This is a genomic window from Actinomyces sp. zg296 (genome assembly GCF_009829695.1).
Classification (GTDB): domain Bacteria; phylum Actinomycetota; class Actinomycetes; order Actinomycetales; family Actinomycetaceae; genus Actinomyces; species Actinomyces marmotae.
The window spans coordinates 72,430-98,097 of record NZ_VWPG01000005.1; the positions used below are offsets into that span (position 1 = coordinate 72,430).

General features: G+C 73.3%; 21 protein-coding genes. 10 read left to right on the forward strand and 11 right to left on the reverse strand.

The window, feature by feature from the left end; translation table 11 throughout:
* Nucleotides 1–14: 14 nt before the first annotated feature.
* Nucleotides 15–1,199 (reverse strand): DUF7544 domain-containing protein, encoded by a 1,185-nt coding sequence (locus tag GVV76_RS05810; RefSeq protein WP_159625673.1) that lies wholly within the window; start codon nucleotides 1,197–1,199, stop codon nucleotides 15–17.
* A 190-nt stretch (nucleotides 1,200–1,389) separates the two neighbouring features.
* Between GVV76_RS05810 and mtrA the strand changes: the two genes are divergently transcribed.
* From mtrA to GVV76_RS05825, 3 genes are read left to right on the forward strand one after another with little or no spacing between them, the layout of a single operon-like run.
* On the forward strand, nucleotides 1,390–2,070 hold the full coding sequence (mtrA, locus tag GVV76_RS05815) for an MtrAB system response regulator MtrA (protein ID WP_159524058.1): 681 nt from the start codon (nucleotides 1,390–1,392) through the stop codon (nucleotides 2,068–2,070).
* A gap of 3 nt (nucleotides 2,071–2,073) precedes the next feature.
* Nucleotides 2,074–3,885, forward strand: coding sequence for an MtrAB system histidine kinase MtrB (gene mtrB / locus GVV76_RS05820; protein WP_268891780.1), 1,812 nt, complete (start codon nucleotides 2,074–2,076; stop codon nucleotides 3,883–3,885).
* Nucleotides 3,882–5,627, forward strand: a complete 1,746-nt coding sequence (locus GVV76_RS05825) for a GerMN domain-containing protein (RefSeq protein WP_159625675.1) — start codon at nucleotides 3,882–3,884, stop codon at nucleotides 5,625–5,627. The genes mtrB and GVV76_RS05825 overlap by 4 nt, the downstream gene beginning before the upstream one ends.
* 96 nt (nucleotides 5,628–5,723) lie before the next feature.
* Here the strand turns inward: GVV76_RS05825 and hpf are convergent, their stop codons facing one another.
* Nucleotides 5,724–6,362: a ribosome hibernation-promoting factor, HPF/YfiA family gene (gene hpf / locus GVV76_RS05830; protein WP_159625677.1), complete on the reverse strand. Its 639-nt coding sequence runs from the start codon at nucleotides 6,360–6,362 to the stop codon at nucleotides 5,724–5,726.
* A 256-nt stretch (nucleotides 6,363–6,618) separates the two neighbouring features.
* Entirely contained in the window at nucleotides 6,619–7,500 is an 882-nt protein-coding gene (locus tag GVV76_RS05835; protein ID WP_159625679.1) for a ComF family protein, read from the reverse strand.
* A gap of 264 nt (nucleotides 7,501–7,764) precedes the next feature.
* Between GVV76_RS05835 and secA the strand changes: the two genes are divergently transcribed.
* Nucleotides 7,765–10,599 (forward strand): preprotein translocase subunit SecA, encoded by a 2,835-nt coding sequence (secA, locus tag GVV76_RS05840; RefSeq protein WP_159625681.1) that lies wholly within the window; start codon nucleotides 7,765–7,767, stop codon nucleotides 10,597–10,599.
* 88 nt (nucleotides 10,600–10,687) lie between these two features.
* On the opposite strand, the gene GVV76_RS10405 is transcribed toward secA, so the two are convergent.
* Both GVV76_RS10405 and GVV76_RS05850 read right to left on the reverse strand, forming a co-directional pair.
* A complete protein-coding gene (locus GVV76_RS10405; RefSeq protein ID WP_236263241.1) occupies nucleotides 10,688–11,206 on the reverse strand; it encodes an Rv3235 family protein in 519 nt (172 codons plus the stop codon).
* Nucleotides 11,207–11,297: 91 nt separating this feature from the next.
* Nucleotides 11,298–12,173, reverse strand: a complete 876-nt coding sequence (locus tag GVV76_RS05850) for a LysM peptidoglycan-binding domain-containing protein (protein WP_159625683.1) — start codon at nucleotides 12,171–12,173, stop codon at nucleotides 11,298–11,300.
* A 149-nt stretch (nucleotides 12,174–12,322) separates the two neighbouring features.
* Here GVV76_RS05850 and GVV76_RS05855 point away from each other — a divergent pair, with 149 nt between their 5' ends.
* Nucleotides 12,323–12,853, forward strand: a complete 531-nt coding sequence (locus tag GVV76_RS05855; RefSeq protein ID WP_159625685.1) for a Fis family transcriptional regulator — start codon at nucleotides 12,323–12,325, stop codon at nucleotides 12,851–12,853.
* 6 nt (nucleotides 12,854–12,859) lie between these two features.
* Here GVV76_RS05855 and GVV76_RS05860 read toward each other — a convergent pair whose 3' ends face one another.
* Nucleotides 12,860–13,081, reverse strand: a complete 222-nt coding sequence (locus GVV76_RS05860) for a helix-turn-helix domain-containing protein (protein ID WP_080461988.1) — start codon at nucleotides 13,079–13,081, stop codon at nucleotides 12,860–12,862.
* 114 nt (nucleotides 13,082–13,195) lie between these two features.
* Here GVV76_RS05860 and GVV76_RS05865 point away from each other — a divergent pair, with 114 nt between their 5' ends.
* The 4 genes from GVV76_RS05865 to GVV76_RS05880 all read left to right on the forward strand — a co-directional run bounded on the left by GVV76_RS05865 (nucleotide 13,196) and on the right by GVV76_RS05880 (nucleotide 16,539).
* A complete protein-coding gene (locus tag GVV76_RS05865) occupies nucleotides 13,196–13,957 on the forward strand; it encodes a hypothetical protein (RefSeq protein WP_159625687.1) in 762 nt (253 codons plus the stop codon).
* 1 nt (nucleotide 13,958) lies between these two features.
* Nucleotides 13,959–15,353, forward strand: a complete 1,395-nt coding sequence (locus GVV76_RS05870; RefSeq protein ID WP_159625689.1) for an AAA family ATPase — start codon at nucleotides 13,959–13,961, stop codon at nucleotides 15,351–15,353.
* A gap of 4 nt (nucleotides 15,354–15,357) precedes the next feature.
* Nucleotides 15,358–15,822, forward strand: coding sequence for a DUF6912 family protein (locus GVV76_RS05875; RefSeq protein ID WP_159625691.1), 465 nt, complete (start codon nucleotides 15,358–15,360; stop codon nucleotides 15,820–15,822).
* A gap of 222 nt (nucleotides 15,823–16,044) precedes the next feature.
* A complete protein-coding gene (locus tag GVV76_RS05880; protein WP_159625693.1) occupies nucleotides 16,045–16,539 on the forward strand; it encodes an ATP-binding cassette domain-containing protein in 495 nt (164 codons plus the stop codon).
* A 51-nt stretch (nucleotides 16,540–16,590) separates the two neighbouring features.
* Here the strand turns inward: GVV76_RS05880 and GVV76_RS10605 are convergent, their stop codons facing one another.
* From GVV76_RS10605 to hisN, 4 genes are all read right to left on the reverse strand, one after another.
* Nucleotides 16,591–19,773, reverse strand: a complete 3,183-nt coding sequence (locus GVV76_RS10605; protein WP_159625695.1) for an AAA family ATPase — start codon at nucleotides 19,771–19,773, stop codon at nucleotides 16,591–16,593.
* Nucleotides 19,770–21,119 (reverse strand): metallophosphoesterase family protein, encoded by a 1,350-nt coding sequence (locus GVV76_RS05890; RefSeq protein ID WP_159625697.1) that lies wholly within the window; start codon nucleotides 21,117–21,119, stop codon nucleotides 19,770–19,772. Before GVV76_RS05890 ends, GVV76_RS10605 begins: the two co-directional genes overlap by 4 nt.
* An 82-nt stretch (nucleotides 21,120–21,201) precedes the next feature.
* Nucleotides 21,202–22,041: an undecaprenyl-diphosphate phosphatase gene (locus GVV76_RS05895; protein WP_159625699.1), complete on the reverse strand. Its 840-nt coding sequence runs from the start codon at nucleotides 22,039–22,041 to the stop codon at nucleotides 21,202–21,204.
* Between the two features lie 573 nt (nucleotides 22,042–22,614).
* A complete protein-coding gene (gene hisN / locus GVV76_RS05900; RefSeq protein ID WP_159524197.1) occupies nucleotides 22,615–23,427 on the reverse strand; it encodes a histidinol-phosphatase in 813 nt (270 codons plus the stop codon).
* A 334-nt stretch (nucleotides 23,428–23,761) separates the two neighbouring features.
* Between hisN and GVV76_RS05905 the strand changes: the two genes are divergently transcribed.
* The gene (locus GVV76_RS05905; protein ID WP_159625701.1) at nucleotides 23,762–24,304 is read left to right on the forward strand and encodes an NAD(P)H-dependent oxidoreductase; all 543 of its coding nucleotides are present in this window, start codon (nucleotides 23,762–23,764) and stop codon (nucleotides 24,302–24,304) included.
* 220 nt (nucleotides 24,305–24,524) lie between these two features.
* On the opposite strand, the gene GVV76_RS05910 is transcribed toward GVV76_RS05905, so the two are convergent.
* A complete protein-coding gene (locus tag GVV76_RS05910; protein WP_159625703.1) occupies nucleotides 24,525–25,577 on the reverse strand; it encodes a zinc-binding dehydrogenase in 1,053 nt (350 codons plus the stop codon).
* Nucleotides 25,578–25,668 lie beyond the last annotated feature (91 nt).

The following is a 25,668-nucleotide window of genomic DNA, read 5'->3' on the forward strand; positions in this document are numbered from 1 at the left end:
GCTCCGCCACGGATTCAGGCCTGGGCCGCGCGGCGCAGCTCGACGTCGAGGCCCTCGCCCCGCATACGCAGATCGATGTAAATCAAGGCGGATACCGCGGCGCTGAACGGGAGGACGATCGCCTGGACGAGATCGGTCAAGAAGGCCTGCAGGGCCGCCATGAGGGGGAGCGCGCCGTTGCCCACCAGCGCGTTGGTGGAGGTCAGCAGGGAGATTGGGAGCGTCACCAGGGCCGAGGCGGTGCCGGAGATGAGCGCCGCCAGCAGCAGGGCGCCGAACACCCGCCAGAAGGAGCCCCGGCTCAGGCTCCAGGAGCGCTTGAGCGACTCGATGATCCCGATGTCCTCCAGGATGAGCGCGCTGGGGGCGCAGGTCAGGCGGACCAGGAACACCCAGGACAGCGCGATGGCCAGGATCGCGACCGCGACGGCGGTCAGGATGATGAGCAGGGCCAGGACCGGCGAGAGGGACGAGGCCGCGTCCCTGATGCCGCCGTAGACCGCCAGGAGCGCCAGCCCCCCGAGGATCGCGATGGTGGCCAAGGAGATGAGGCTGATGAGCACCGACTGCCCGATGAGGGCCCACATCCGCCCCTTGACCCGGCTCCACACCTCGCCCGCGCTCACGACCCTGCCCAGCACGGAGCGGGAGACGGTCATGATGAGCAGCCCGGACAGCACGGTCGTCGCCAGGAAGGTCAGGATGAGCGAGCCCAGCTCGGCGGCCAGGCCGAGCAGGAGGGCGGGCAGTTGCGCCTCAGGCTCCTCGGGGGTGGGTGCCTCCCCCGGGGTCGGGATGAGGGAGGAGAGGGGGCTTCCCAGGGAGTAACTGGCGACGGCGTTGATCGCGCCGACGACCGTCATGGTCAGCAGGGCGGGGATGAGCATCGCCCTGGGATTGGCGCGCATCGACTCGAAGGCGCCGGAGATGATGTCCCCGATGCCCAGCGGCCGCAGGGGGATGATGCCCGGCTTGGGGGCCACGAAGAAGCCCCGCGCGCCCCGGTGGGGACCACCGGCCATATCCAGGGCCGAGGGCGCCTGGCCTGCGGGCGGGGTCCCGTAGGCGCCATAGGCGGGCCGCGCGGGAGTGCCGCTTGCGCCCGGCGAGTCCGGGGCCGGCTGCCCGCCGCCGGCGCCCCCGGGGTCCTCGGCATCGGGCTGAGAGGGGGGCAGCCAGTCACTGCTGTCATTGCTCATGCCCCCATGCTGTCACGCGCGGCGAGGCGCTCTCCTCCATCCAGAGGAGGAATCAGGGGTCCCCGGCCATGGGCCGCCCAGAGGAGCCCGGGCCCTCAGGGGGCCTGGGAGGCCCGCGCATATCACAAGGAGGAATCAGTCGGGGTGTCAGCGTGTTCCCAGGTGGGATGGTCGTGCCAAGATACGCCCCATGAGCACCAGTATCCTCGTCGTGGATGACGACACCGCCCTGGCCGAGATGATCGGGATCATGCTCGAGGCTGAGGAGTGCACGCCGTCGTTCTGCACGGACGGCTCGCGGGCGCTCGAGGCCTTCCGTGAGAACACGCCGGACCTGGTGCTTCTCGACCTCATGCTCCCCGGCCTCGACGGCGTCGAGGTCTGCCGCCTCATCCGCGCCGAGTCCGACGTCCCCATCATCATGCTGACCGCCCGCACCGACACGATGGACGTCGTGGCCGGGCTGGAGGCCGGCGCCGATGACTACGTCACCAAGCCCTTCCGCTCCAAGGAGCTCCTCGCCCGCATCCGCACCCGCCTGCGCCGGGGCGTCGACCCCGTGGCCGAGCACGTGCGCGCTGGCGACCTCGATATCGACGTTGCCGGGCATGAGGTCCGCCGCGGCGATCAGCGCATCGCCCTGACCCCCCTTGAGTTCGACCTGCTCCTGGCCCTCGCCCGCACCCCCTGGAAGGTCTTCACCCGCGAGGAGCTCCTGGAGAAGGTCTGGGGCTACCGGCACACCGCGGACACCCGGCTGGTCAATGTGCACGTCCAGCGCCTGCGCGCCAAGATTGAGCAGGATCCCGAGCACCCGACCATCGTCCTGACGGTCCGCGGCGTTGGGTACCGCGCCGGCGACGTCCGCTGACCCGTGCGCTTCCGGCGCGCCCGATGGCGCCCGACGCTTCTCTTCCGGCATAGCCTCGTCGCCAGGATGACCCTGGGCGCGGTCCTCATCGGGGCCCTGGCCACCGCCATCCTGCTGAGCATCGTCAACATCACCATCCACCAGAATGTCTTCAACGACCGGCGCGACGCGATCCTGACCAACGCGAAGCAGCGCATCGTCGCCGCCCAGTCGGCCCTGGCGACGACGACGGCCTCCACCTCCGAGGAGGTCTCCGCGGCGATCCAAGCCGAGTTGTCGGGGATCAGCGACTACGCGTCGGGCGCCGGGGTGATCGGAGCCGTCGTCCAGGGCAGCGGGGAGTCGTCGTCGGTGGCTATCAACACCCTGGCCACCGATGACCGTCTGACCGCTCTCATCACGGATCGCATGGAGCGCGAGGTCCGCAATGGCCGGACCGGCCGGCAGTACTGGCAGTCCGTGAGCGTTCCCGGGGAACGCTCCGGGACCGTGCCCGGGATGGTGGTCGGATCGCGCGTCTCCATGCCGCTGGCCGGGGACTACGAGCTCTACATCGTCTACTCGCTGGAGTCCCAGCAGCAGGTGGCGGACACGGTCAAGCGCTCCGTGGTCCTCACGGGGGTCGGCTTCCTCGTCATCATCATCGTGGCGGTGGCGGTGTTCACCTGGCGCGTACTCATCCCCGTGCGGCGGACCTCCCTGGCCGCCAAGCGCCTGGCGGAGGGGCGCCTCGATGAGCCCCTGGCCGTCAACGGGGAGGACGAACTCGCCGCCCTGGCCACGTCCTTCAACATGATGGCGGAGTCCATCCAATCGCAGATCGACCGGCTCAACGCCATGTCCGTGTCCCAACAGTTGTTCGTCTCCGACGTCTCCCACGAGCTGCGCACCCCGCTGACCACGATCAAGATGGCGGCCGAGCACATCTTCGAGCTCCGCGAGGAGATCGAGGACCCCCTTGTGCGCCGCGCCGCGGTGCTGCTGCACGGCCAGGTCGACCGCTTCCAGACGATGCTTACCGACCTGCTTGAGATCTCCAGGATCGACTCCGGGCGGGTCACGCTGCGCTCGGACGAGGTGGACCTGCGCGACCTGCTCTCGGGCGTCCTGGAGGACAATGAGGTGCACATCCAGTCCTCGGGCTGCGAGATCCGCCTCCAGGTCCCCGATGAGCCCGCCACGGCGGAGGTTGACTCCGTGCGCGTCCAGCGGATCCTGCGCAACCTCATCCTCAACGCGATCGAGCACGCCGAGTCCAAGCCGATCGACATCACCATGGCGGTCAACGACGACGCCGTCGCCGTGCGCGTGCGCGACCACGGCGTGGGCATGAGCCCCGACGTGGTCGGGCGCGTCTTCGACCGCTTCTACCGCGCTGACCCCTCCCGCAAGCGCACCCTGGGGGGCACGGGGCTCGGCCTGTCGATCTCCGCCGAGGACGCCCATCTCCACGGGGGCTCTCTCCAGGCCTGGGGGTGGCCCGCCGACGGCGCCTCCTTCCTCCTCACCCTCCCGCGCGAGCTCGGCGAGGGTGGGACCCCCGGCCATTACTCCGCGCCCGGCCCCCTGCCCTGCATCCCCGACGACGCCCCCGCCGTCGCGCGCGTCAAGCCCCGCCGCGCCCCCGAGGCGGTCACCGGGACCGTCCTCGGGCCCGGGCCCGTCTCGCGCCGCTCGGCGCGCCCCCACGGGGATGGGGAGGAGCCCCTGGCCGTCGCCGAAGCCGCCGTCACCCCGGGGCACGTCACCGTCATCGCCCCCGGCCAGGTGCCCACGGCCCGAACCCCGGAGGTCTCCGGCGGGAGGACGTCGTGAGCGCGCCGCGCGGCACTGGCGGCTCGTCCCTGCTCGCGCGCCTCCCGAGCCGGCGCGCGGCCATCGCGATGCTCGCCGCCGGGGGAGCCGGCTCCCTCGCGGCATGCTCCAGCTTCCCCACGGAGGGGGACGTCTTCCAGTCCGACGCCGTCAACGAGGGCGGTGGTGTCCTCATCCAGACGGCTCCCGGCCCCGTCGACGGCGCGGCCCCCGTGGCAATCGTCGAGGGATTCCTGCGGGCCTGCACCGCCGGGCTCTCCGACGGCTTCGCCACCGCGCGCGAGTTCCTCGTCGACAGCGCGGCCGACTCCTGGCAGCCCATGTCCCCCCTTCTGCTCGCCTCCGGCTCCGAGCCACTGACTGTGCGCCGCGCGGACGACGGCGGGGTCACCATCTCCGGGAAGCTGGAGGGCAGCCTCGACTCCACCGGCGTGCTGAGCGCTCAGGGCCTCGACTACTCCGAGTCGCTCACCCTCGTCACCACGGCACGGGGGCAGTGGCGGATCGCCTCGCTGCCGCCGGGCGCCGTCGTGCAGGGCTCCGTGCTGCGCACCGCCTTCACCCAGCAGAGCATCAGGTTCCTCAACGCCGCGCACGACCGCCCCATCCCCGACCCCCGCTGGTTGTCGCGCAAGCGCTTGGAGGAGGCCGCCCTCGAGGCCCTCCTGTCGGGGCCCGCCGCCTGGTTGAAGGACGTGGCGACCACCGCGATCCCCAACGGGACGAGACTCCAGGAAGTCAAGGTCGTGGACCGAGTGGCCACCGTGCGCCTGCGCGCGGACGCCTCCTCCTGGGGCTCCGAGGCCCAGGCGCTCGCCGTCGCCCAGATCACCGCCACCATGAAGGAGGTCAGCGGGATCGACACTGTCATCGTCATGGCCGGTGATCAGCGGCTCGCCGCGCAGGTCACCCCTCTTGACGCCGCCGCGGAGCCGGGCGCGGTCGTGGGGATGAGCGGTGGCGCGGTGGTGCGCGGCACGAGCACGACCCGCGCCGTGCTCATGCAACCCTCGACGCTGGGCACCATGGGCGCTCGCCACCCCTCACTGGGAGTCGATGGGGGCGTGTGCGTCGTGTCGGGTCCCAGCATCCTGCGGGTCGGGCCCGGCGGGACCCAGGCCGCCTCGATCCTGTCCGTCGGCGACTCGCCCGAGGACGCCGTCGGCCTCCTCCCTCCCCGCCAGGACAGGCACCACTGGATATGGACGGCCAGCCAGGGCGGGCTCATCGTCGTTGACGCGCGGGGCGTGCGGGCGGAGGTGGCCGCCGCCTGGCTCAGTGGCCGTTGCGTGATCAGCATGGATATCTCGGCGGAGTCGGACCGGATCGCCGTGCGCCATCGCGATGCCGCCGATCCGTCCAACCAGTCCGGCGAGCGGGTGGATGCCGCGGCGATCATCCGCGACGGGGAGGGGCGCCCCACGCGCCTGGGTGATCCTTACCCCGTGGCCGGCCTGACGGGGCAGGGCGCCCGTGAGCTTGCCTGGTACTCGGGCACCGAGCTCATCACCATCGAGCCGTCCCAGGACGGCCAGGGCACTGCGAGCCTCGTGATCGCCTCACTGGGATGCCTGGAGGCCTCGCGGTCCCCGGGCCCGCCCACCGCCAACGGGATCGCCGCCAACCGCCTCAATCAGACCATGCTGCTGTCGGACTCCGACGGCCAACTGTGGAGCAGGGCCTCGGGGACATGGCGCGTCATCTCGACCACCGTCACAGACGCCGGCTACCCCATCGTGTGACGGCGCCGCTGACCGGGAACGGCTCGGGCCCGCCCTCCCGGGGGGAGGGCGGGCCCGAGGCCCGCTGGGCCCGCCGAGCGGCCGGGCCCAGCGCTCTTAGAGCACCTGGGCGTCGAGGCGGATGACGCCGTAGGTCCAGCCGTGGCGGTGGTAAACCGCGCAGGGCTGCCTGGTGGACTTCTCAATGAACACGTAGAACGGGTGACCGACGAGCTCCATGTGGTCCAGGGCCTCCTCGACGGTCATCGGCGTGGCATCGTGGAGTTTCTGGCGCACGATGACGGGGGAGTCCCCCAACTGGGACTCGACGGCGACGCCCTTCTCCGTGGGCACCTTCGGGGCCTCGTCGGCCTTCTCGGCCTCATCGGCGACCGCGGGCGCCTCCTCTGCCACGGGGAGGTCCTTGGGGGCCGGGACCGCGTCTCCGCGGTGGTGGTCCTTCTTGCGGTCGCGGGCGCGGCGCAGCCTCTCGGTCAGTTTCCCCATGGCGATGTCGAAGGCGGCGAATCGGTCGGAGGAGCTGGCCTCGGCGCGGATGACCGGGCCCTTGGAGATGACTGTGATCTCCACGCGCTCGGCGGTGTCCGCCTGGCGCGGGTTGCGCTCGTGGGTGACCTCGACCTCGACGCGCTGGACGCGGGGATCGAACTGCTCGACCTTGGTGGCCTTCTCCTCGATGTATTCGCGCAGGCGGGGGCTGATCTCAGCGTTGCGGCCGACGACGGTGATGTCCATGGTGGAACCTTTCTGGAACCTGGGCGGCCCGGGAACCGGGGCCCGATGCGATGGGCACCCGCCGCGCCTCGCGGCGGGCTCTGGAGCGGTGCTCTCACCTCCTGCGCGTCGCGGGGAGCGCGGCGTCCCCGCCGGCGGAACCGATCCTCCGCCGGACCCCCTGCGCTCCTTGTGTCTTGTGACACACAATTTACACCATTCGGGTGCTCCCCTGAGGCAGCCCACGGCCGCGATCGCCCCGGGCGGAAGGCGCGGATCAGAGCCTCTTCGCGGCTGCGCGCCCCCTTCGCCCGGCGCCGCCCGGCGGCCCCACCGGGCCGGGGAGCCGCGCGGCGGCGCGGGCCGGGGGAGGTGTCGCCGCCAGGACGAGGGCCCCGAGGGGCCGGGCCCCGGCGCCTCTTAGTGCCGCCGCGCAGGAGCGCAGCGTCGAGCCCGTGGTCACGACGTCGTCGACGATGAGCGCGTCCCAGCCGCGGGCATCCGCGAGGACCCGGGGAGGGGCTTGGCGGTTGCGGCGGCGCTGCGCGGCCGACAGGCCGGCCTGGTGCGCGCCGCGGAAGGCGCGGCCGTTCTCCCGCCGCAGGATGTCCGCGCTGACGATGAGCGGGCCGGGGCTGCCCGCCCCGCCAGGAGGGGGCGCCGGCGCCCGCGCGATCCCCTGCGCGACGGCGTCCGCCAGGGCCGCCGCCACGAGCCTGCCGCGCGCCCGGCGCGCGATCCCGGAGGGGGCGGGGACCACGATGAGCCGCGCGGGAGCCCCGGCGCCGGGCCCGCCACCGGGCCACTGGGCGAGCGCCGCCCACTGCTCGCCCGCGCGGGCCCCGACGGCGGCCATCACCGGCGCGAGGTCCTCCCGGGCCCCGTTCTTCCAATTCAGGATGAGGGCGCGGCCGGGGCCGGCGTAGGCCAGGACGGCGTGGACGCGCAGCTCCTCCGCCGCCGGCGCGCCCGTGACCTCGGTTAGGGGAGCGTCCAGGAGCGCGGCGCAGCCGGGGCACAGCGCCGTCTCCCAGCGGCCGCAGCCCGCGCAAGACTTGGGCAGCGCGAGGCCCAGGGCCGCCGGGAGGGCGGCGAGCCACGCCGGCGGCCCTGGGCGCGGCGGCGATCCCGCTGGCGCCGGTCGTGGCAGTGATGTCATGGCGCCAGTCTCGGCGCGCGGGCGCGCCGCGGATAAGGCTCTTCCACGAGGCGCGCCGCGAGGGCGGCGCCGCGCGCCCTGTGGTTCCCCGCGGTCCGCTGGGCCGGCCGCGTCGGGTCTCGGTTTGGGGAGGAGGCTCCGATCGCCTTGGGGAGCGGGGCGGGGGTCCACTAGCATGTGCAAGGCCCGCGCCCCCGGTCCATCTGGACTCATCCAGCGCCTCGGGGGCTGGGCGGCCCATCCACGTCCAAGGGAGTAAGCAGCGTGTCGATCGTCGACCGGATCCTTCGCATCGGCGAGGGACGAACCCTCAAGAGGCTCGACGCCCTCGCGACCCAGGTGGAGGCGCTCGCCGACGCCTACAGCGAGTTCACCGACGAGGAGCTCCGCGAAGCCACTGACGAGCTCAAGAAGCGCTACGACGAGGGCGAGACCCTCGACGAGCTCCTGCCCGAGGCCTTCGCCACGGTCGCCGAGGCCGCTGAGCGAGTACTGGGCATGCGCCCCTACCACGTCCAGCTCATGGGCGGCGCGGCGCTGCACCTGGGCAACATCGCCGAGATGAAGACCGGTGAGGGCAAGACCCTCGTCGCCACCCTGCCCTCCTACCTGCGCGCGCTGACCGGCGAGGGCGTGCACGTCGTCACCGTCAACGACTACCTCGCCGAGTACCAGTCCGACCTCATGGGCCGCATCCACCGCTTCCTCGGGTTGACCACCGGATGCATCCTGACCGGCCAGACCCCCGCCGAGCGTCGCAAGCAGTACGCCTGCGACATCACCTACGGCACCAACAACGAGTTCGGATTCGACTACCTGCGGGACAATATGGCCCAGCGCCCCGAGGACCTCGTCCAGCGCGGGCACGCCTTCGTCATCGTCGATGAGGTCGACTCCATCCTCATCGACGAGGCCCGCACCCCGCTCATCATCTCCGGACCCGCCACCGGGGATGTCAACAAGTGGTACAAGGAGTTCGCCACCATCGCCGAGCGCCTGAGCCCGGGCAAGGACTACGAGGTCGACGAGAAGAAGCGCACCGTGGGCGTCCTGGCCCGCGGCATCGAGCGCGTCGAGGACTACTTGGGCATCGACAACCTCTACGAGTCCGAGAACACCCCCCTCATCGGCTTCCTCAACAACTCCATCCGCGCCAAGGAACTCTTCCACCGGGACAAGGACTACATCGTGCGCGACGGCGAGGTCCTCATCGTCGACGAGCACACCGGTCGTGTCCTGCCCGGGCGCCGCTACAACGAGGGAATGCACCAGGCCATCGAGGCCAAGGAGCGCGTGGAGATCAAGGCCGAGAACCAGACCCTGGCCACCATCACCCTGCAGAACTACTTCCGCCTCTACCCCGAGGGCTCGCGCTGCGGCATGACCGGCACCGCGGAGACCGAGGCCGCCGAGTTCGCCGGCACCTACAAGATCGGCGTCGTCCCGATCCCCACGAACAAGCCGATGATCCGCATCGACCAGCCGGATCTCGTCTACACCAACGTCAAAGCCAAGCTCATGGCCGTCGTCGACGACATCGAGGAGCGCCACGAGGTCGGCCAGCCCGTCCTGGTGGGCACCACGAGCGTGGAGAAGTCCGAGCAGCTCTCCACCATGCTCACCGAGCGCGGCATCGCCCACGAGGTGCTCAACGCCAAGCAGCACGCCCGAGAGGCCGCCGTCGTGGCGCTCGCCGGGCGCAAGGGCGCCGTCACCGTGGCCACCAACATGGCCGGCCGCGGCACCGACATCATGCTGGGCGGCAACGCCGAGCACATCGCCGTGGCCGCCCTCAAGGAGACGGGCCTCGATCCGGAGGAGGACTCCGAGGAGTACGAGAAGGCCTGGCCCGCCGCCCTGGCGGCCGCCAAGGAGGCCTGCTCGGCGGAGCACGACGAGGTCGTCGAGCTCGGCGGCCTCTACGTCCTGGGCACCGAGCGCCACGAGTCCCGCCGCATCGACAACCAGCTGCGGGGCCGATCGGGCCGCCAGGGGGACCCCGGCGAGTCCCGCTTCTACCTGTCCATGGAGGACGACCTCATGCGCATGTTCGCCTCCGGCGCGGCCCAGCGCATCATGGCCTCGGGCGCCTACCCCGACGACGTCCCCCTGGAGTCCAAGATGGTCTCGCGCGCCATCGCCTCGGCGCAGCGCCAGGTGGAGTCCCGCAACTACGAGATCCGCAAGAACGTCCTCAAGTACGACGACGTCATGACCGAGCAGCGCGAGAAGGTCTACGACGAGCGCCGCCGCGTGCTCGACGGCGAGGACCTCGAGCCGCAGATGGCCAACTTCCGCTCCCAGGCGGTGGAGACCATCGTGGGCGCTCACACCGCCGAGGGGCGCCCCGACGAGTGGGACCTGGACGCCCTGTGGAACGACCTGGGCCACCTCTACCCGGTGGGCCTGACCGCCGAGGAGGTCGAGGACGCCGTGGGCGGCATCGACCGCCTCACCCCTGAGCGCCTGGCCACCGAGCTCACCGAGGACGCCGCCGTCGCCTACGAGGACGCCGAGTCCCAGATGGAGGGCAACGTCCTGGCCCGCGCCCAGCTCGGCGACGAACCCATGCGCACCCTGGAGCGCAGGGTCCTGCTCGCCGTCGTCGACAAGCGCTGGCGCGAGCACCTCTACGAGATGGACTACCTCAAGGAGGGCATCGGCCTGCGAGCCATGGCCCAGAGGGACCCGCTCGTCGAGTACGCCAACGAGGGCGCCCACATGTTCAAGGCGATGATGGAAGGCATCCGCGAGGAGACGGTCGAGCAGGTCTTCGCCAACGCCACCCGCTTCAAGGCCGCCGCCGAGCGCGCCGAGGCCGACGGCACGGCCGACGCCGCCCGTATGGTGGCCGCCGCTGACGCCACCGCCGCCGCGGCCCGCCAGCGCGGCACCGTCATGGGGGACATGGGGCAGGAGGCCATGAGCCAGCGGATGTCCTACTCCGGACCCGCTGAGGACGGCGAGGCCACCTCCGCCCTGGGCGGCGGTAGCCCCGCGGCCGGGGCGGCCCCCTCCGCGAGCGACGACGACGATGCCCCCCAGGGCGCCAACCGCGCCGAGCGCCGCGCCGCCAAGAAAAAGCGCAAGCGCCACTGACGCGCGCCACCGCCCCGGCGGCCAGCCCCGCAGCAGCGCGAGAGCGGATCTGAGGCCCGCGCCCCCGACTCCTATGGGGGCGCGGGCCTCAGATGACCTCCAGGCTCGCCAGCACCCACTTCTCCCGGCGCGGGATGAGGCGGGCGGCCGCCGCCCGGACCCGGTCCCCGCATTCGAGGAGCACCGTGGCCTCGCAGTCCCCGTTGGCGGTGGGCTGAGTGTGAACGGAGCGGACGACGGGCCCGCGCCTGCGGGCCTCGCCCGAACGGCGCTGGGCGAGCCCCGCGCGGCGCATGAGGGCGTCCATGAGGTCCGGCTCCGTCCAGCGGTCGAGTTGGTTCGGCGCGCGCAGGCCGAGGAGCACTTCGACGGCCGCGGTGATCAGGACGCGGGCCGCGCGGGAGGCCTCGGCGCTCGCGTCATCCTCGCCCGCCGACCGGGAGGGCGATGGGGCGCTGCTGGCCGAGCGGGCCGGTGAAGGGAGGGGCGCCCTCTGCGCGCCGCTCACGATGCGGCGCGCCGCCCTCGCGGGTGCGAGCGTGGAGGCCAGGGCCTGGGTCTGGCGCAATTCGAGGGACGGGGCGGGGGCTTCGAGGAGGGCGCTCATGACGGGCTCCGTTTCATCGTCGGTGATGGATGGACGCGCGTGCCAGGGCTTCGCGGGAGAGCCGGGGGCAGTGGGGGAGCGGTCGGCGCGATCAGTCCTGCGCCGGGGGAGTGAGGCCCTCGGGGACGGTGAGCCTCTGGCCGGGGTGGATGAGGCCGGGCTCGGAGCCGATGGCCCCCTCATTGGCCCGGTAGAGGAGGGGCCAGGCCCGGGCGATGTCCGCCGCAGAGGCCTGGGGCCCGAGTCTTGCGGCGCTGATCGACCACAGGCTCTGCCCGGGCTCGACGACGAGCGCGGCCTCCTGACCGGTCCCGGCCGAAGGAGCACTGCCCGCGTCCGGCGTGGAATTGGCGGATCCCTCCCGGGACCCCGGACTGCCGGTCCCCCGCTCGCCGTCACCGCTGCCCGCCGGCTCCTCGACGCCGGTGGCGGCGCCCCCGCTGGGCGGCGCCGGGGTGGACGGTGCCGACGTGGGCGCCGGGCCCTCTCCCAGGCGGGGCGTGGACGATGACGCTGACGGGCCCGTCACGGGCGAGCCCGAGGACGCCGGGGCCGCCGTGGGCCCGGTCTGGCTGCTCGTGGGCCGCCATCCCAGATACGGCGCCTCCGGGCCGGGCGGTTCCGCTGCCACCGCCGGCGCGGCCGCCGCACCGGCCAGCAGCGCGCCGATGGCGATCCTGCGGACCAGGGGCGCGCCCCAGCGCTCCACGGCGGAGCGGGCGGGGCCGCCCCGGGGCGTCCGGGTCGCGGCGATCGCCACCGCCGCGGAGAGCAGGTGCCAGGCGGCTCCGAGCGATCCGAGGCCGCCCAGGGCCGCCACCAGGGCCGCGCTGAGCTCGGCGCGACCCCACCGGGAGGGATCGGCGCGCACCAGGACACCCACGGCGTCCGCACTGGCCAGGGCGAGAGTCACGGTGGCAGCGGCGCTCACGGCGGCCATGAGAAGGAGGCGGCGTGCGACGGTCATGCTCTCATCCCCTCACGATCATGTTTGATGATGTTTAAGAATGCATGATTGTGTGAGATGCGTCAAGAGGCCTGGTGTGGGGTCTCGTCGATTCGACCTGCCGCCCCGCCGGGCTTGTCCCACCGTATGAGCCGTGGTGGGCTACGCCCATGGATGGAGGCGCGGGCTGGAGCCGGATGCTGGATGACCTGGAGAACCGCTTCGACGCCGAGCGGCGGGCACAGGTCGCCGCCCAGGGCGTCGAGAGCGCCGCCGCCGAGGCCGCGCTCATCCGCCTCGTCGATCGGCTCCGAGGCCGCGTCGGCCAGCAGGTCCGGCTGCGCACCCGTGGCGGCAACGATGTCGACGGCATTCTGACCCAGATGGGGGATGGAATCGCGCTCATCGACGAGCCCGACGGCCTTCAGGCCGTCGTTCCGCTCCCCTCGATCGCGGTGGTGGTCGGGCTCGCGGCGGCGGCCCCGGAACCGCGGCGCCCCTCGCGCGCGACCCTGGCCACCGTGCTGCGCGAGCTGGGGCGCAGGGGCTCGCGGACGCGCCTGCTCATGCCCCAGGGCGACGTCGTGGGGCGGATCGCGCGCGTCGGCGCCGACCATGTCGACATCCTGGGGGCCGTCGCGGAGCGGCGGACCAGGATCAGCGTCTCCTTCGACGCGATCGACCTGGTCCGGAGCGGGTAGGGGCGCTCAGGACCCGCTCGTCACCCGGCCGGAGGCGATCATCTCCCGGGTCGCGTCGAGCTGGCGGTCGATGTACTCATCCAGCGCCGCCTCCTCGATCCGCCACAGGTGCCGGGCGCCGACCTGGATGGCGGGCAGATCGCCGGACTGGATGAGCGCGCGCACGCCCTGCGCCGAGAGTTGGAGCTGGTCGGCCACATCAGCGATGGTCAAGAAGCGTCTGGGCATGGCACGATGGTCTCACCGCGCACCCTGGGCGCGCTACCCCTCGGGCATCCCTGTGGATAACGAAAAGTCATCAACGATCATCAGGATCGGCTGCGAATCATCAAGGAGGATCTCGTGCCAGCCGCCCGGCGCTCCCAGGCCCCGCTTCCCGCCAGCCCCTCTCCGTCCTCCCCGCGCTCAGCCCCGGCCAGGTGGCGGCGCCCGGGCTGGCGGGACCCGCGCCTGGCGGGCGGACTCGCCCTCATCGGCGGCGCCGTCGCCCTGGGCGCCTGGGCGGTCGACTCCGCCGCGGGCACCCAGGAGGTCTACGTCCTCACGCGCGACGTCGCCCCCGGCGCGGACCTCACCGCCGACGGCGTGCTCACCCTCGTCGACTCCCGCCCCGGCTCGGGCGCCTACGTCCCGGCGGGGAGCCTGCCCGGCGGCGCGATCGCGACCCGTTCCCTGGGCAAGGGCGAATTGCTGCCCACGGCCGCCGTCGCCCCCGCCTCGACCGCTACCCAGCGCTCCCTCGTCATCGAGGCGTCCCTCGGGCTGCCCAAGGGCACTGGCGCCGGTGACGGCGTCGACCTGTGGCAGCTCCCGGATGGCGACTCTCCGCGATCAGCCGGATCGGCGGCCTCCGCGGCGGGCGCGGTGACGGCCCAGCCCTTGGCCGACGCCGCTCCGGCCTCCTCCCAGGAGGGCGCCGGCCGAGCGCGGGTCGTGGCCCAGGGCCTCGTCATCCGTGCCGTCCACCAGGAGCGCGCCAGCCTCGTGTCCACCGGGACCACCGCGGTGGAGGTGCTCGTGCCCGAGGGCTCCGTGGCCGACGTCCTCACCGCCGTCGGATCAGGGCGGCCGCTCGTGCTCGTGCCCACCGGGCAGGGCTCCTGACGTGGCGGCGCCAGCGAGCGGCGTCCTCCTGGGCCTGGCTGGCTCGGACGCGGAGACGCTGCGGGCCATCGACGCCCAAGGGTCAGGGCTGCGGGTGGTGCGCCGGTGCGCGGACCTGACCGACCTCGTGGGCGCCGCCATGGCCGGTCTCGCCTCGCTCGTCGTCCTCGATACGGCCTTCGACGACGTCGATCGCGCCATCATCGACCGCATCACCCGCTGCGGCGCCGTCGGCGTGCTCCTCGTGCCCGATGGCGAGGAGGCCCGGTGGTCCATGCCCGGCTGGATCGTCCTGAGCGCCGCGGCCGGGCCCGCCGAGGTGCGCGGCGCCCTCCAGGCGCTCGCCCGCCAGGCGGTGCCCCCGCCTCCCGCCGGGGGCTGGGGCGGCGCGGCGACCCAGGCCGCCGCGACCACCCGGGCGGCCGTTGGCGGCGCGCTCGTCCCGGGAGAGCCGATGACGCGACCCGAACAGGCGGGGGAGGAGGCGCCGCCTCCCCCGGGGGCGCCCGCCGCCGGTCGGCGGGGGAGGATCGTGGCGGTGTGGGGGCCCCACGGTGCCCCCGGCCGCAGCACGATCGCCGCCAGCCTCGCCCACGGCCTGGCCCGCTCCGGCGGCGCGCTGCTCGTCGACGCCGATGTGGAGGCCCCGAGCCTCGTCGAGCTCCTCGGCCTTCCCGAGGACTCCTCCTCACTGGCCACGGCCGCGCGCCTGGCCGCCCATGGGCGCCTGGACGACGCGGGGCTCGCCCGGCTCGTCGCGCCGATCGGCGCGGGGGTCGGGCTCCTGTCCGGGCTCGGCAGGTCGGGGCGCTGGCGGGAGCTGCCGCCGGTGGCGATGGAGGCCGTCTGGGGCCGGGCGCGCCACGCGGCCGCCTGGACGGTGGTGGACCTGGCGGGCGGCCCGATCGACGACGCCGTCGACGAGTACTCCCTTGAGCCCGGTCGCGGGGCCATGGCCGCCGAGCTGCTGCGCCAGGCCGACGAGGTCCTGCTCGTGGGCGCGGGGGATCCGATCGGAGTGCGCCGCCTCCTCCAGCTGCTCGCCGACTGCGAAGAGGCCCTGGGGGCCGGGCGCGCGCCACGCGTCGTCGTCAACCGGGTGCGGGCCTCCGCGGCGGGGCCCTCGCCGGCGCGGGCGGTGCGGGAGTCCCTGAGCAGGTTCGGCGGCGTCGCCGATCCGATCCTGCTGCCCGAGGACCCCCAGGCGGCCGACCGCTGCGTCCTGGAGGCCCGCGCCGTTGTCGACCTGTGCCCCGGATCGGCGCTGGGCCGGGCCCTGGCCGGGCTGGTCGACGCCCTCGACCCATCCGCCGACTGCTCGCGGGCCGCCCGCTCGCGGCGCGGGAACACGCGAGCCGCCGGGGACGGCCGCCACGGCCGCCGACGGGCACACTAGGCCCATGCGCATCTACCTGCCCGCCACGGCCGCCGACCTCGCCGCTGATCCCATCACCGCCCGCCGGGCCCATGCCGCGACGGATTCCCTGGCCGCCGCCCTGCCCGATGAGGACGAGGAGGGCCTGGAGGTCTCGGCGAGCCTGTGCGCCGCCGACGCCTCCGTCCTGCTGCTCTCCGAGCCGGGCGCCAGCGGCCTGGCGGACCGCCGCGTGGTCATCGCCGCCGACGTCGATTCGCCGCGCGAGCTGGCGCCCTCCGACGATGTCCTGCCCGGCACCGTGGAGCTGGGTGCGGATGTCCCGTGGGACGACGTCGCGGCGATCCTCATCGACGAGCCGCGCGCCGAGGCCGATGTCCGGGCCGCCCGCACTGGCGACGAGGAGGCCTTCGAGCGCGCCGCCGAGGCGGACCTGCTCTGGTACGACGTCTCTGAGCGCCCCGCGCTCGCCCTGGAGCTGAGGGTCTGAGGCGGCCCGACGATCCGGGCCCGGTGAGGGGCCCCGAGCGCGCACCACGTCATCGACTTAATGTCCGGACAACCCTTGTCAGTTGCTGGTCGCGGCGATATCCTTCCCGTGAGACCTGGGTCACGGAGTTGAGTGCGGCGCCCCTGAGGGCACCCACACCCCGGAGCCCACCGGTCCCGCCGATGGGGGCGGGCCGCGGGGTCGGAGCCCGGAGGTGACGCTATGACCGACAGCATCCTCGAGATGCGGGGGATATCGAAGTCCTTCCCCGGTGTCACCGTCCTCAAGGACGTCACGCTCACCCTACGCCCCGGCGAGGTACATGCCCTCATGGGTGAGAACGGCGCGGGCAAATCCACCCTTATGAAGATCCTCATGGGCATTCACGCCCCCGACGCCGGCAGCATCCTCATCGACGGCACCCAGGAGAGGATCACCGATCCCTCCCGCGCGATCGCCCTGGGCATCGCCATGATCCACCAGGAGCTCAACCCGGTCCTCGACATGCCGGTCTACGAGAACATCTTCTTGGGCAGGGAGCTGCGCCGCGGCGGTCTCGCCGACCACTCGGGCATGCGACGCCGGGCGGCCGCGCTCCTGGACTCTATGGGGATCGGCATCCGGCCCGACGCGCTCATGCGCTCCCTGTCCGTCGCCCAGTGCCAGCAAGTGGAGATCGCCAAGGCCCTGTCCGCCGGCGCCTTGTCGGGCGCGTGACTCCCCGGGGCGCCGCGATCGCGGGCCGGGTGGGTGATCCCCGCGGCGGGCTCAGGCGCCGGTGACGGCGAGGGATGAGGCCCCGCCGCCCAGGCGGCGCACGGTGATGCGGTCCGGGATCTGCTCGCGCAGCTCGGCCACATGAGACACGATCCCGACCGTCCTCCCGCCAGCCCGCAGGCGGTCGATCTGCGTCATGACGGCGGTGAGGGTGGCCGGGTCGAGCGCGCCGAAGCCCTCGTCGATGAACAGCGTGTCCAGGCTGACCCCGCCGGACTCGGCGCTCACCACATCGGCCAGCGCTAGGGCCAGGGCCAGGGAGACGTAGAAGGTCTCCCCGCCCGATAGCGTCTTGGGATCGCGGGCGCGCCCTCGGCCGTGCTCATCATGCTCGTCGAGATGATCGACGACGGCGAGCCCCAGGCCCTTGCGGTGCGCGCGGGACCCCGCCTCGTCATCGACCCGGATGAGCTCGTAGCGGCCCGAGGAGATCTCGGTGAGGCGCTCATTGGCGAAGACCAGGACCTCCTCGAAGCGGCTGAGCAGCACCCAGGAGGACAGGGGCGTGCCCGCCGGGTTGTTCCCGCGCGCGAGGTCGGCCACGCGCAGGAGGGGCTCGGCGCTCCCGAGCGCAGCCTCGTAGGCGTCCGCCGCTGTGACGACGGCGGCTGCCGCGTCCTTCACCTGGCGGTGAGCCTCCGCGGCCCGGGAGGCGGCGTCCGCCGCCATCCGGAGGGCCGCGTCGGCGGCGGCGTGGTCCTCCTGAGCGGTGGGAAGGGGATCGATGAGGCCCTCGGGCAGGGAGGCGATCGCCGGGGCCGCCAGGTCCCTTGCGACTCGCTCGCGCTGCGCCCCGGCCTCCGCGACCGCCGTCCTCAGGCGGGCGAGGTCGTCGGCGGGCAGCGCGGCGGCGCGGACGCCGTCAGCGCCCGCGAATCCCTCGGCCTCCAGCGCGGCGCGCGCCGCCCAGCGCGCCTCCTCGGCGTCCCTCAGGGCGCCGTCGGCGCGCAAGACGGCGGTGGCCGCGGTACGGGCGGTGGCCGCGGCGCGGCCCAGGTCCTGGCAGCGGGCGGCGAGGGACTCCCAGGGCCCACGGGCGGCCTCGCAGTCGGCGAGGTCGTCCGCATGCGCCTGGCGCAGGGAGCGAGCGCGCTCGGCGGCCTCGACCTCGCGGGCCAGCAGCCCCGACTGCTCCTCGCGCAGCCCCTGCGCCCGCCGCCCCTGCTCCTCCAGATCCTGGCGCAGGCTGTCCAGGGAAGCGGCGCGCTCGCGCGCCCGGGCCAGCGCCGCCCGCGCGTCCGCCAGGGCGGTGGAGGCCTCCGCGGGGCCGGCGCCCTCGGCCTCCTTCACGGCCTGGCAATGGGCGGCCTTAGCGGCGTCGTGCTCCCGGCGCGCGAGGTCCAGGGCGTCCTCGGCCCTGCGCGCGGCGGCCTCGGCGGCCTCGATATCGGCCCGAGTGGTGGGCTCGCCACCGTCGACGACGGCCGGCGAGGGGTGCTCGGCGGCGCCGCAGACTGGACAGGCCTCGCCGTCGCGGAGCTCGCCCGCCAGGGCGCCCGCGGTCGATGAGATCCAGGAGTCGCGCACCGCCGCCACCCGGCGCGCGGCCTCGTCGGCGCGCCCGGCGGCGGCTGACAGCCCCGCCCTCACCTCCTCGACCCGCTCGGCGAGGGCTGGGACCGCCTGGGCCGCCCTGTGGCGGGCGGTGGCCGCCTCCTGCGCGGCGACGAGGCCATCGAGCCGGGCGCCGGCCTCCTGCGCGCTCCCGATCCGCTCGCGCAGGCGCTGCTCCTCCCGGGGCCAAGTGGTGGTCAGTTCCTCCTCGATCGTCGCGAGGCGCGCGCGGATCGGCCCCATCCCGGCCTCAAGGGCTTCCGCCTCCGCGAGTTTGCCCGCCAGGCCCTCCTCGATGCTCACCAGGGCCGACAGCGCCCCCGCCTCCTGGGCCAGGTCGGCTGCCAGTCCCTCCAGGGAGGCGGGAGCGCCGATGCCACGCGCTTCAGCGGCGGCGGCCCGCTCGTCAGCGCCGTTCGGGTTCCCCTCACCAAGGCGCCGCCAGGCGGCCTCAGCCCGGGTGAGCAGTGGCGCGGCCGTGGCAGTGACCCGATCGCGCAACTCCGCCACATGCGCGGGGGCGCTGTCCTCCGCCGGTGCTTCCAGCCGCGCCCGCAGCGCGCTCACCGCATCCCGCGCCGCCTTGGCGGCGCGCTCCGAGGCGTCGACGGCGGGCAGGGCCCGGGCGGCGCGCTCGGCCGCGGCCAGGCGCTCAGCGCGCGCTGAGTCCTCCTGAGCGCGCGCCTCCAGGGCGGTCCGCTCGGTGAGGAGCTCGGCGCGCCGCTCAAGAGCGGCGTGGGTGCCGCGGGCGGCCTCCACCGCCTCACTGGCGCGCTGTTCCGCTCCGGCGGCGGCCGCGCGGCGCCGGCTCGCCTCCTCGGCGAGGGCGGCGGAGGCCTCGCTGATGGCCCGGGCCGCGCCCCGCATGGCGGCCGCATCGGGCGTGGGGCCGGTGGCGGTGAGGTGGTCGATGACCCCCTCGGGCAGGTCTGCCGCGCCCAACTGGGGCAGCGCTGCGAGCCCCTTCCCGGTGGAGTCCAGGGTGGCGCGCGCGGCCTCCACCCTTCTGCGCTCGGCCGCGGAGTCCTCAGCGAGCCTTTCCTCGATGCGCCGGTAGAGGCCCGTGCCGAAGACATCGCGCAGGAGCTCCTGGCGGTCGGCTGAGGTGGAGCGCAGGAAGCGCGCGAACTTCCCCTGCGGCAGGATCACGGTCTGGGTGAACTGCTCGCGGGTCAGCCCCACGGCGCGGGTGATCTCCGCCCCGGCGTCCTCGGCGCGGGTGACGGGCTCATCGAGGGCCTCGCCGCCGACGCCGGATAGCCGCCAGAGCTTGACGGTGGCGCCCTGGGTGGTGGTTCCCGAGCCCCGCTTCTTGGCCCGCTCATAGGCGGGGGAGCGCCGCACCCGGTAGACGCCGGCGCTCGTGGAGAAGACGAGCTCGATGACGCTCTCCACCCCCGGGCCGGCCAGGGTGGAGCGGATGCGGTCCTTGGAGGAGTCATCGGCATCGGCCACGGAGCCGTACAGGGCGAAGACGATGGCATCGATGATGGTGGTCTTGCCCGATCCGGTGGGGCCGGTCAGCAGGAAGCGCCCCGAGTCGCCGAAGGCGTCGAAGTCGATCCTCTCGGTGCCCGGGTAAGGGCCGATCGCGGTCATGGTGAGGGAGTGGATCCTCATCGCGCGCTCCTCCCATCGGCCAGGGTGGCCTCGTAGGCGCCGCGCATGATGTCGAACTCCGACGGAGCCGCGGCGCGCCCGGTGACGTCCTGGAGGAAGCCCTCGGCCACGGTCATCGGGTCGATCGCGGAGGTGACGGCGATGCGCTCCCGCTGCGCGCGCGCGGGCGCCTCATGGCTGAAGGCGAGGAGGTCGGGGAATCGCTCCTTGAGGGTGGCCAGAGCGCCCGGGGGCCGCTCGCCCACGAGGATGGCACGCACCCATGCGCCCACGGCGCCGTCGTGCGTGGGGGAGAGGAGCTCATCCATCGTCCCGCGCACGGTGGCCACGCGGTGGATGGCCGGCGTGTCCACGCGCTCCAGGGACTCCACGCCCCGTGGTCCCAGACCGACGATGATCGAGGACTTGGCGCCGGTCTCATCGAAGGAGAAGGGTAGTGGCGATCCCGAGTAGGCCAGGCGTGGACCCGGCTCGCCGCCGGCGGTGAGCGGGCGGGCGAGCTCTTGGGGCCGGTGGAGGTGGCCGAGCGCCACGTAGTCGAGGCCGCCCGAGGCCCCCGCCGCCTCCGACCCTCCGAGGCTGGCGAACACTCCGGCGGGGATGGAATCCACCCCGCCCACGCGGATATCCCGCTCGGAATCGCTGGCCTGACCGCCGACGACGAAGGCATGGGCCATGAGCAGGCTGGGCAGGCGGGCGCTCCGCCCGCTGCGCAGGCGCGCCAGATCCGGCGCGACGAGCCGCAGCGCGGCCGCGACGACGGCCTCGTGGGAGCGGGGCAGGCGCGGGCCGGAGGCGCGGTCGGCCGCGTCGCCCCCGGTGCTCGCGTCGCCCTTGGGGGCGCGGTCGGCCGCCTCCCCACCGGGCCGACCGGCCGCGTCGCTCCCGATCCGCTCCCCGAGGCGTTCGGCGAGAAGCGGCGGGAGGGACTCTCGGGCGGCGTCGGGGTCGAGGTAGGGAAGGGCGTGGATGATGAGCGCGTCCCGGCCATCGGCGTCCGGCAGGACGATGCCCCGGTCCAGCCCGCCCACGCGGGCGCGGATGAGGAGGCGCTCGCCCATGAGGTCCGCGGCGAAGCCGAGGCGCCGCGCCGAGTCGTGGTTCCCAGGGGTCAGGATGACCCGGGCCCGCTCCGTCAGGCGCCGCAGGGTGTCATCGAGGAGGGCCACCGAGTCATTCGGCGGGATGGCCCGGTCATACACATCCCCGGCCACGACGACGGCGTCGATCCGCTCCTCGGCGACGAGCCCGACGAGATGATCGGCGAAGGCGCCGTGAGCGTCATCGAGGACGCGGCCGTGGAAGGTCCGGCCCAAATGCCAGTCCGAGGTGTGCAGGATCCGCATGGTCACACTGTCTCATGGGGGTGCGACACGAATGAGAGTCGCCAAGGGGCCGGACTATCCCCTGGCGCCGTCGTCGGAGCGATCAGGCCCCGACGGCGCCGGTGGCCGCGAGCGCGGCGATGGCGCCGCCGAGCGCCACGCGGTAGATGAGGAAGCCCGTGAACTTGTTGGAGGAGACGAACTTGAGCAGCCAGGCGATGGTCGCGTAGGCCACGATGCCGGAGACGACCGTGGCGATGATCGTCGCGCTCCAGCCGATGCTCGGGTCCGAGATGTGATCGAAGGCCGTCACCGCCTCTAGGGTTCCGGCCGCGAGCAGCGCGGGGATGCCCAGGAAGAAGGACAGTCGCGTGGCCGTCACCCGGTCGAAGCGCCGGAAGAGGCCCGCGGAGATGGTCGCGCCAGAGCGGGAGATGCCGGGGAAGACCGGAGCCAGGGCCTGGAAGAGGCCGATGATGAGGGCGTCCTTGATGGACACGTCCCGCATCCCCTTGTCCAGGTCCGTGCGGGTGTCCGCCAGCCACATGACGGCCGACCAGGCGATGAGGGCGGCCGCGATGATCCACAGGGATCGTGCCGTGACCTCGATGAAGTCCTTGAAGAGCAGCCCGATGACCGCCACCGGGATGGAGCCCAGGATGACGCCCCAGCCCAGCGTGCAGTCGGGGTCGCGGCGGGCCTCCTCATTCACCAGTCCCTTGCACCAGGCGGTCACGATCCGCACGATGTCGCGCCAGAAGTAGACGACGGCGGCCAGGATCGCGCCAACCTGGATGACCGCGGTGAAGGCCGTCATGCCCACCGAGTCGATGTCGTAGCCCAGCAGCTTCTCGACGATGTTGAGGTGCCCGGTCGAGGACACCGGCAGGAACTCGGTGATGCCCTCGACGATGCCGAGGAGGACGGCGTGCAGCCAGTTCATGGGACTCCGATCAAGGAACGACGACGGGGCCGGGGCCTCCGCGATGCTCCCGGAAGGCTACCGCGCCGAGCCCCCGGAGGAATCTCACGGCCCGCACCCCGGATGTGGAACGTCCCTCATCTGCCGTCGAGCTCCCCCGCTGGAGGAGGGTGGAGGGGTGGTGAGGTGGGGCGGGGCGGCGGGGAGGGCTGTGAGGTGGGTGGAGGGGTGGTGAGAGGTGCCGTCGGCACTGACTGGTGCGGTTTTCGCCCACTGGTGCGGGCAGGACGCACCGCTCGGTGGGATCGGCACCGCTCGGTGGGAGCCGCACCGCTCGGTGGGAGCCGCACCTGTCGGTGGGGGCTGCACCTGTCGGTGGGGGCGGTGAGGTGGTGAGGAGGGCAGCGCGGAGGCTGGAGGGGCAGCGAGAGGTGCGGTCGGCACTGACTGGTGCGGTTTTCGCCCACTGGTGCGGGCAGGACGCACCGCTCGGTGGGGGTGGCGCCTGTCGGTGGGAGTGGCACCGCTCGGTGGGAGTGGCACCGCTCGGTGGGAGTGGCACCGCTCGGTGGGAGCGGCACCGCTCGGTGGGGGTCAGTCGGTCTCGGAGCCGAGGTGCTTCATGATCGCCTTGTGAAGGCGCCCGTTGGAGGCGACGGCGCTGCCTCCCCAGGGCCCGGCCTCGCCGTCGAGCGAGGTGAAGGCGCCGCCGGCCTCGGTGACGATGGGCACGAGGGCGGCCATGTCGTAGAGCTCGAGCTCCGGCTCGGCGGCCAGATCCACGGCCCCCTCGGCCAGGAGCATGTAGGACCAGAAATCGCCGTAGGCGCGCGTGCGCCAGCACGACTGCATGAGCGAGAGCATCCCGCGCAGGCGGCGGCGCTCGGCCCACCCGGACAGGGAGGAGTAGGACAGCGAGGCGTCCCCGAGCGAGCCGACGCTTGAGACCCCCAGGCGCTTGGCGGAGGACAGAGACCGCCCGGTCCAGGCGCCGCCGCCGGCCACCGCCCACCAGCGCTTGCCCAGCGCCGGAGCGCTCACCAGCCCGACGACGACCTCCCCGTCCTCGACGAGCCCGATGAGCGTGGCCCACACGGGCACTCCCCGCACGAAGTTCTTCGTGCCGTCGATCGGGTCGATGACCCACTGCCGGGGGGCGTGGCCGGTGGGCGGCAGCTCCTCGCCGAGCACCGAGTCGCGGCCGCGGGCGCGCGCGAGGTAGTCGCGCACCAACTTCTCGGCGGCGCGGTCGACCTCGGTGACAGGGGTCAGGTCGGGCTTGGTCTCGACGTTGAAGTCCTGGGCCTCGAAGCGGGGCAGCGTGAGGGCGTCCGCCTGATCCGCGATGGTGTGGGCCAGGTGCAGGTCGTCGCGCCAGCGGCGCTCGGGCGAGGTGGGGGCGCTCATAGCACCACGGTAGCCCCCGTGAGCCGCTCAGGTGGGAAGGCCGCCCCAGCCGTGGCGCCCCTGAGCCACCCCAGCCGTGGCGCCCCTGTGCCGCCCCAGCGCGGCTGCGCCCGCGCCCCCATGCTGATGCCGCCTCACCGCCGGCGGGCCTGACGGGGCGCGCGGCGCCGTCGGATGGCGCCAGGAGGCGGTGAGCAGGGCCGACGAGCCGGGGTGGGCCTGCTCACCTTATATAACGCTGGGGTCTCATCCGAGGTGGGCTACGGATAGGCTCGAACCAGGGCGACCCGGCCCCTGGCCCAGCCCGGTCTGATGGACAACTGAAGGAGCAGTCGTGAACACCCTGGTTCTCGTCTTCCACCCTGACCTGACCTCCTCGGTGGTGAATCGGGCCCTGGCCGCCGAGGCGGAGGGCGTCGCGGGTGCGACCGTGCGCCGGATGTACGACCTCTACCCCACTGGCGTCATCAACGTCGCCGCGGAGCAGGCCGCCATGGACGGCGCCGACCGCATCGTCATCCAGTTCCCGCTGCACTGGTACTCCGCCCCGCCGCTGGTCCAGCAGTGGCTCGACGACGTCCTCACCTTCGGGTGGGCCTACGGGCCCGACGGCGTCGCCCTGCTCGGCAAGGAGCTCATGATCGCCGCCACCGCGGGCGCCGCTGAGTACGGCCGACGGCGTATGGTGGGCTACTCGCTCACCGAGCTCCTGCGCCCCTTCCAGGCCTTGGCCGCCACCTGCTCCATGACCTACCTCGTGCCCTTCATCGTCATGGGCTGCCTGGGCATCATGGAGACGGACCTCATGGCGCGCCGCGCCGAGTACCGCAGCGTCCTGACCTCCGCGAACCGCCCCATCCTCGGGCGCCTGGAGTAGGCCGGGGACGGCATCGCGCGCGACGCCCTCGGTCTGGGATGGCGGGATCTGGTAGACGCCCAGGCCCAGCACGGGGATCTCGACTCCTTCGGCGATCGTCCGCGTTCTGATGGCGCTCCTTCCGGAAGTTCAGTGGGTGGTGGCGCGGCGGCCCGGCGGCGCCGCGGGAGCCGGCCCGGGGGCGCCGCCCCGGGGCGCCGCCGGGAACGGGGCCACGGGATCAGACCTCCAGGAGGACCTTGATCTCGCGGCGCTCATCCATGGCCTTGTAGGCCTCGGCGGCCTCGTCCAGCGGCAGGCGCTTGGTGAAGACGCGGCCGGGGTGGATCTCCCCGGCGTCGATGCGCTTGATGAGGTCGGGCAGGAAACGGCGCACGGGGGCGGGCCCGCCCTCGAGGTGGACCTCGCGGAGGAACAGGTCGAGGCCGTCGATCGTCTGGTCGTGCGAGACGCCCACGAAGCCGACGTAGCCGCCGGGACGGCATGAGGCCAGCGCCTGGTCCATGGACTCCTGGGAGCCCACGGCCTCGCACACCCCGTGCGCCCCGTAGCCGCCGGTGAGCTCCTTGACCTTCGCCGCGCCCTCCTCGCCGCGCTCGGCAATGACGACGTCGGCCCCGAACTCGCGGGCCAGTGCCGCGCGGTCCTCGTGGCGGGAGAAGATGATGACCCGCTCGGCCCCCAGCGCCTTGGCGGCCAGGACCGCCGAGAGCCCCACGGCGCCGTCACCGACGACGGCGATCGTCTTGCCCGGACCGGCGTTTGCGGCCACGGCGGCGTACCAGCCGGTGCCCAGGACGTCTGAGGCGGCGAGGTAGTCGGCGAGGCGCTCGGGGTCATCCGGCTCGCCGCCGGGCACCTTGACGAGCGAGCCATCGGCGAGTTCGACGCGCATGTACTCAGCCTGGCTGCCGGTGTAATGGCCGGCGTTGGCGCAGCGCGAGGGGTAACCGGCCTGGCAGATCTCGCAGGTGCCGTCGGAGAGCATGAAGGAGCCGATGACGAAGTCCCCGAGCTCCAGGGAGCGCACGCCCTCGCCCTTCTCCACGATGGTGCCGACGTACTCGTGCCCCATGTACTGGTGGTCGACGGGCTGGGCGCCCCGGTAGGGCCACAGGTCGGAGCCGCACACGCAGGCGGCGGCGAGCTTGATGACGACGTCGCCGGGCCCCGCCACGCGCGGCGTCTCGATGGTCTCCACGGCGACGTCGCCGGGCGCGTTCATGACGACTGCGCGCATGGTGGCGGGCAGGGCTGTCGGTGCGGTGCTCATGGCGGGGCCTCTCTGATAAGAATCCGTCGATGCGTCAGAGTCTACGGAGGTCGCCGTGCTCGAAGCCAGGCCCTCTCAGTGCCAGGCATGG

Bases quoted from the DNA above. Each gene is read 5' to 3' on its own strand.
- GVV76_RS05810 (WP_159625673.1), bottom strand. From the start codon at position 1,199: ATGAGCAATGACAGCAGTGACTGGCTGCCCCCCTCTCAGCCCGATGCC.
- mtrA (WP_159524058.1), top strand. From the start codon at position 1,390: ATGAGCACCAGTATCCTCGTCGTGGATGACGACACCGCCCTGGCCGAG.
- hpf (WP_159625677.1), bottom strand. From the start codon at position 6,362: ATGGACATCACCGTCGTCGGCCGCAACGCTGAGATCAGCCCCCGCCTG.
- GVV76_RS05835 (WP_159625679.1), bottom strand. From the start codon at position 7,500: ATGACATCACTGCCACGACCGGCGCCAGCGGGATCGCCGCCGCGCCCA.
- GVV76_RS10405 (WP_236263241.1), bottom strand. From the start codon at position 11,206: ATGAGCGCCCTCCTCGAAGCCCCCGCCCCGTCCCTCGAATTGCGCCAG.
- GVV76_RS05850 (WP_159625683.1), bottom strand. From the start codon at position 12,173: ATGACCGTCGCACGCCGCCTCCTTCTCATGGCCGCCGTGAGCGCCGCT.
- GVV76_RS05855 (WP_159625685.1), top strand. From the start codon at position 12,323: ATGGATGGAGGCGCGGGCTGGAGCCGGATGCTGGATGACCTGGAGAAC.
- GVV76_RS05860 (WP_080461988.1), bottom strand. From the start codon at position 13,081: ATGCCCAGACGCTTCTTGACCATCGCTGATGTGGCCGACCAGCTCCAA.
- GVV76_RS05875 (WP_159625691.1), top strand. From the start codon at position 15,358: ATGCGCATCTACCTGCCCGCCACGGCCGCCGACCTCGCCGCTGATCCC.
- GVV76_RS05880 (WP_159625693.1), top strand. From the start codon at position 16,045: ATGACCGACAGCATCCTCGAGATGCGGGGGATATCGAAGTCCTTCCCC.
- GVV76_RS10605 (WP_159625695.1), bottom strand. From the start codon at position 19,773: ATGAGGATCCACTCCCTCACCATGACCGCGATCGGCCCTTACCCGGGC.
- GVV76_RS05890 (WP_159625697.1), bottom strand. From the start codon at position 21,119: ATGCGGATCCTGCACACCTCGGACTGGCATTTGGGCCGGACCTTCCAC.
- GVV76_RS05895 (WP_159625699.1), bottom strand. From the start codon at position 22,041: ATGAACTGGCTGCACGCCGTCCTCCTCGGCATCGTCGAGGGCATCACC.
- hisN (WP_159524197.1), bottom strand. From the start codon at position 23,427: ATGAGCGCCCCCACCTCGCCCGAGCGCCGCTGGCGCGACGACCTGCAC.
- GVV76_RS05910 (WP_159625703.1), bottom strand. From the start codon at position 25,577: ATGAGCACCGCACCGACAGCCCTGCCCGCCACCATGCGCGCAGTCGTC.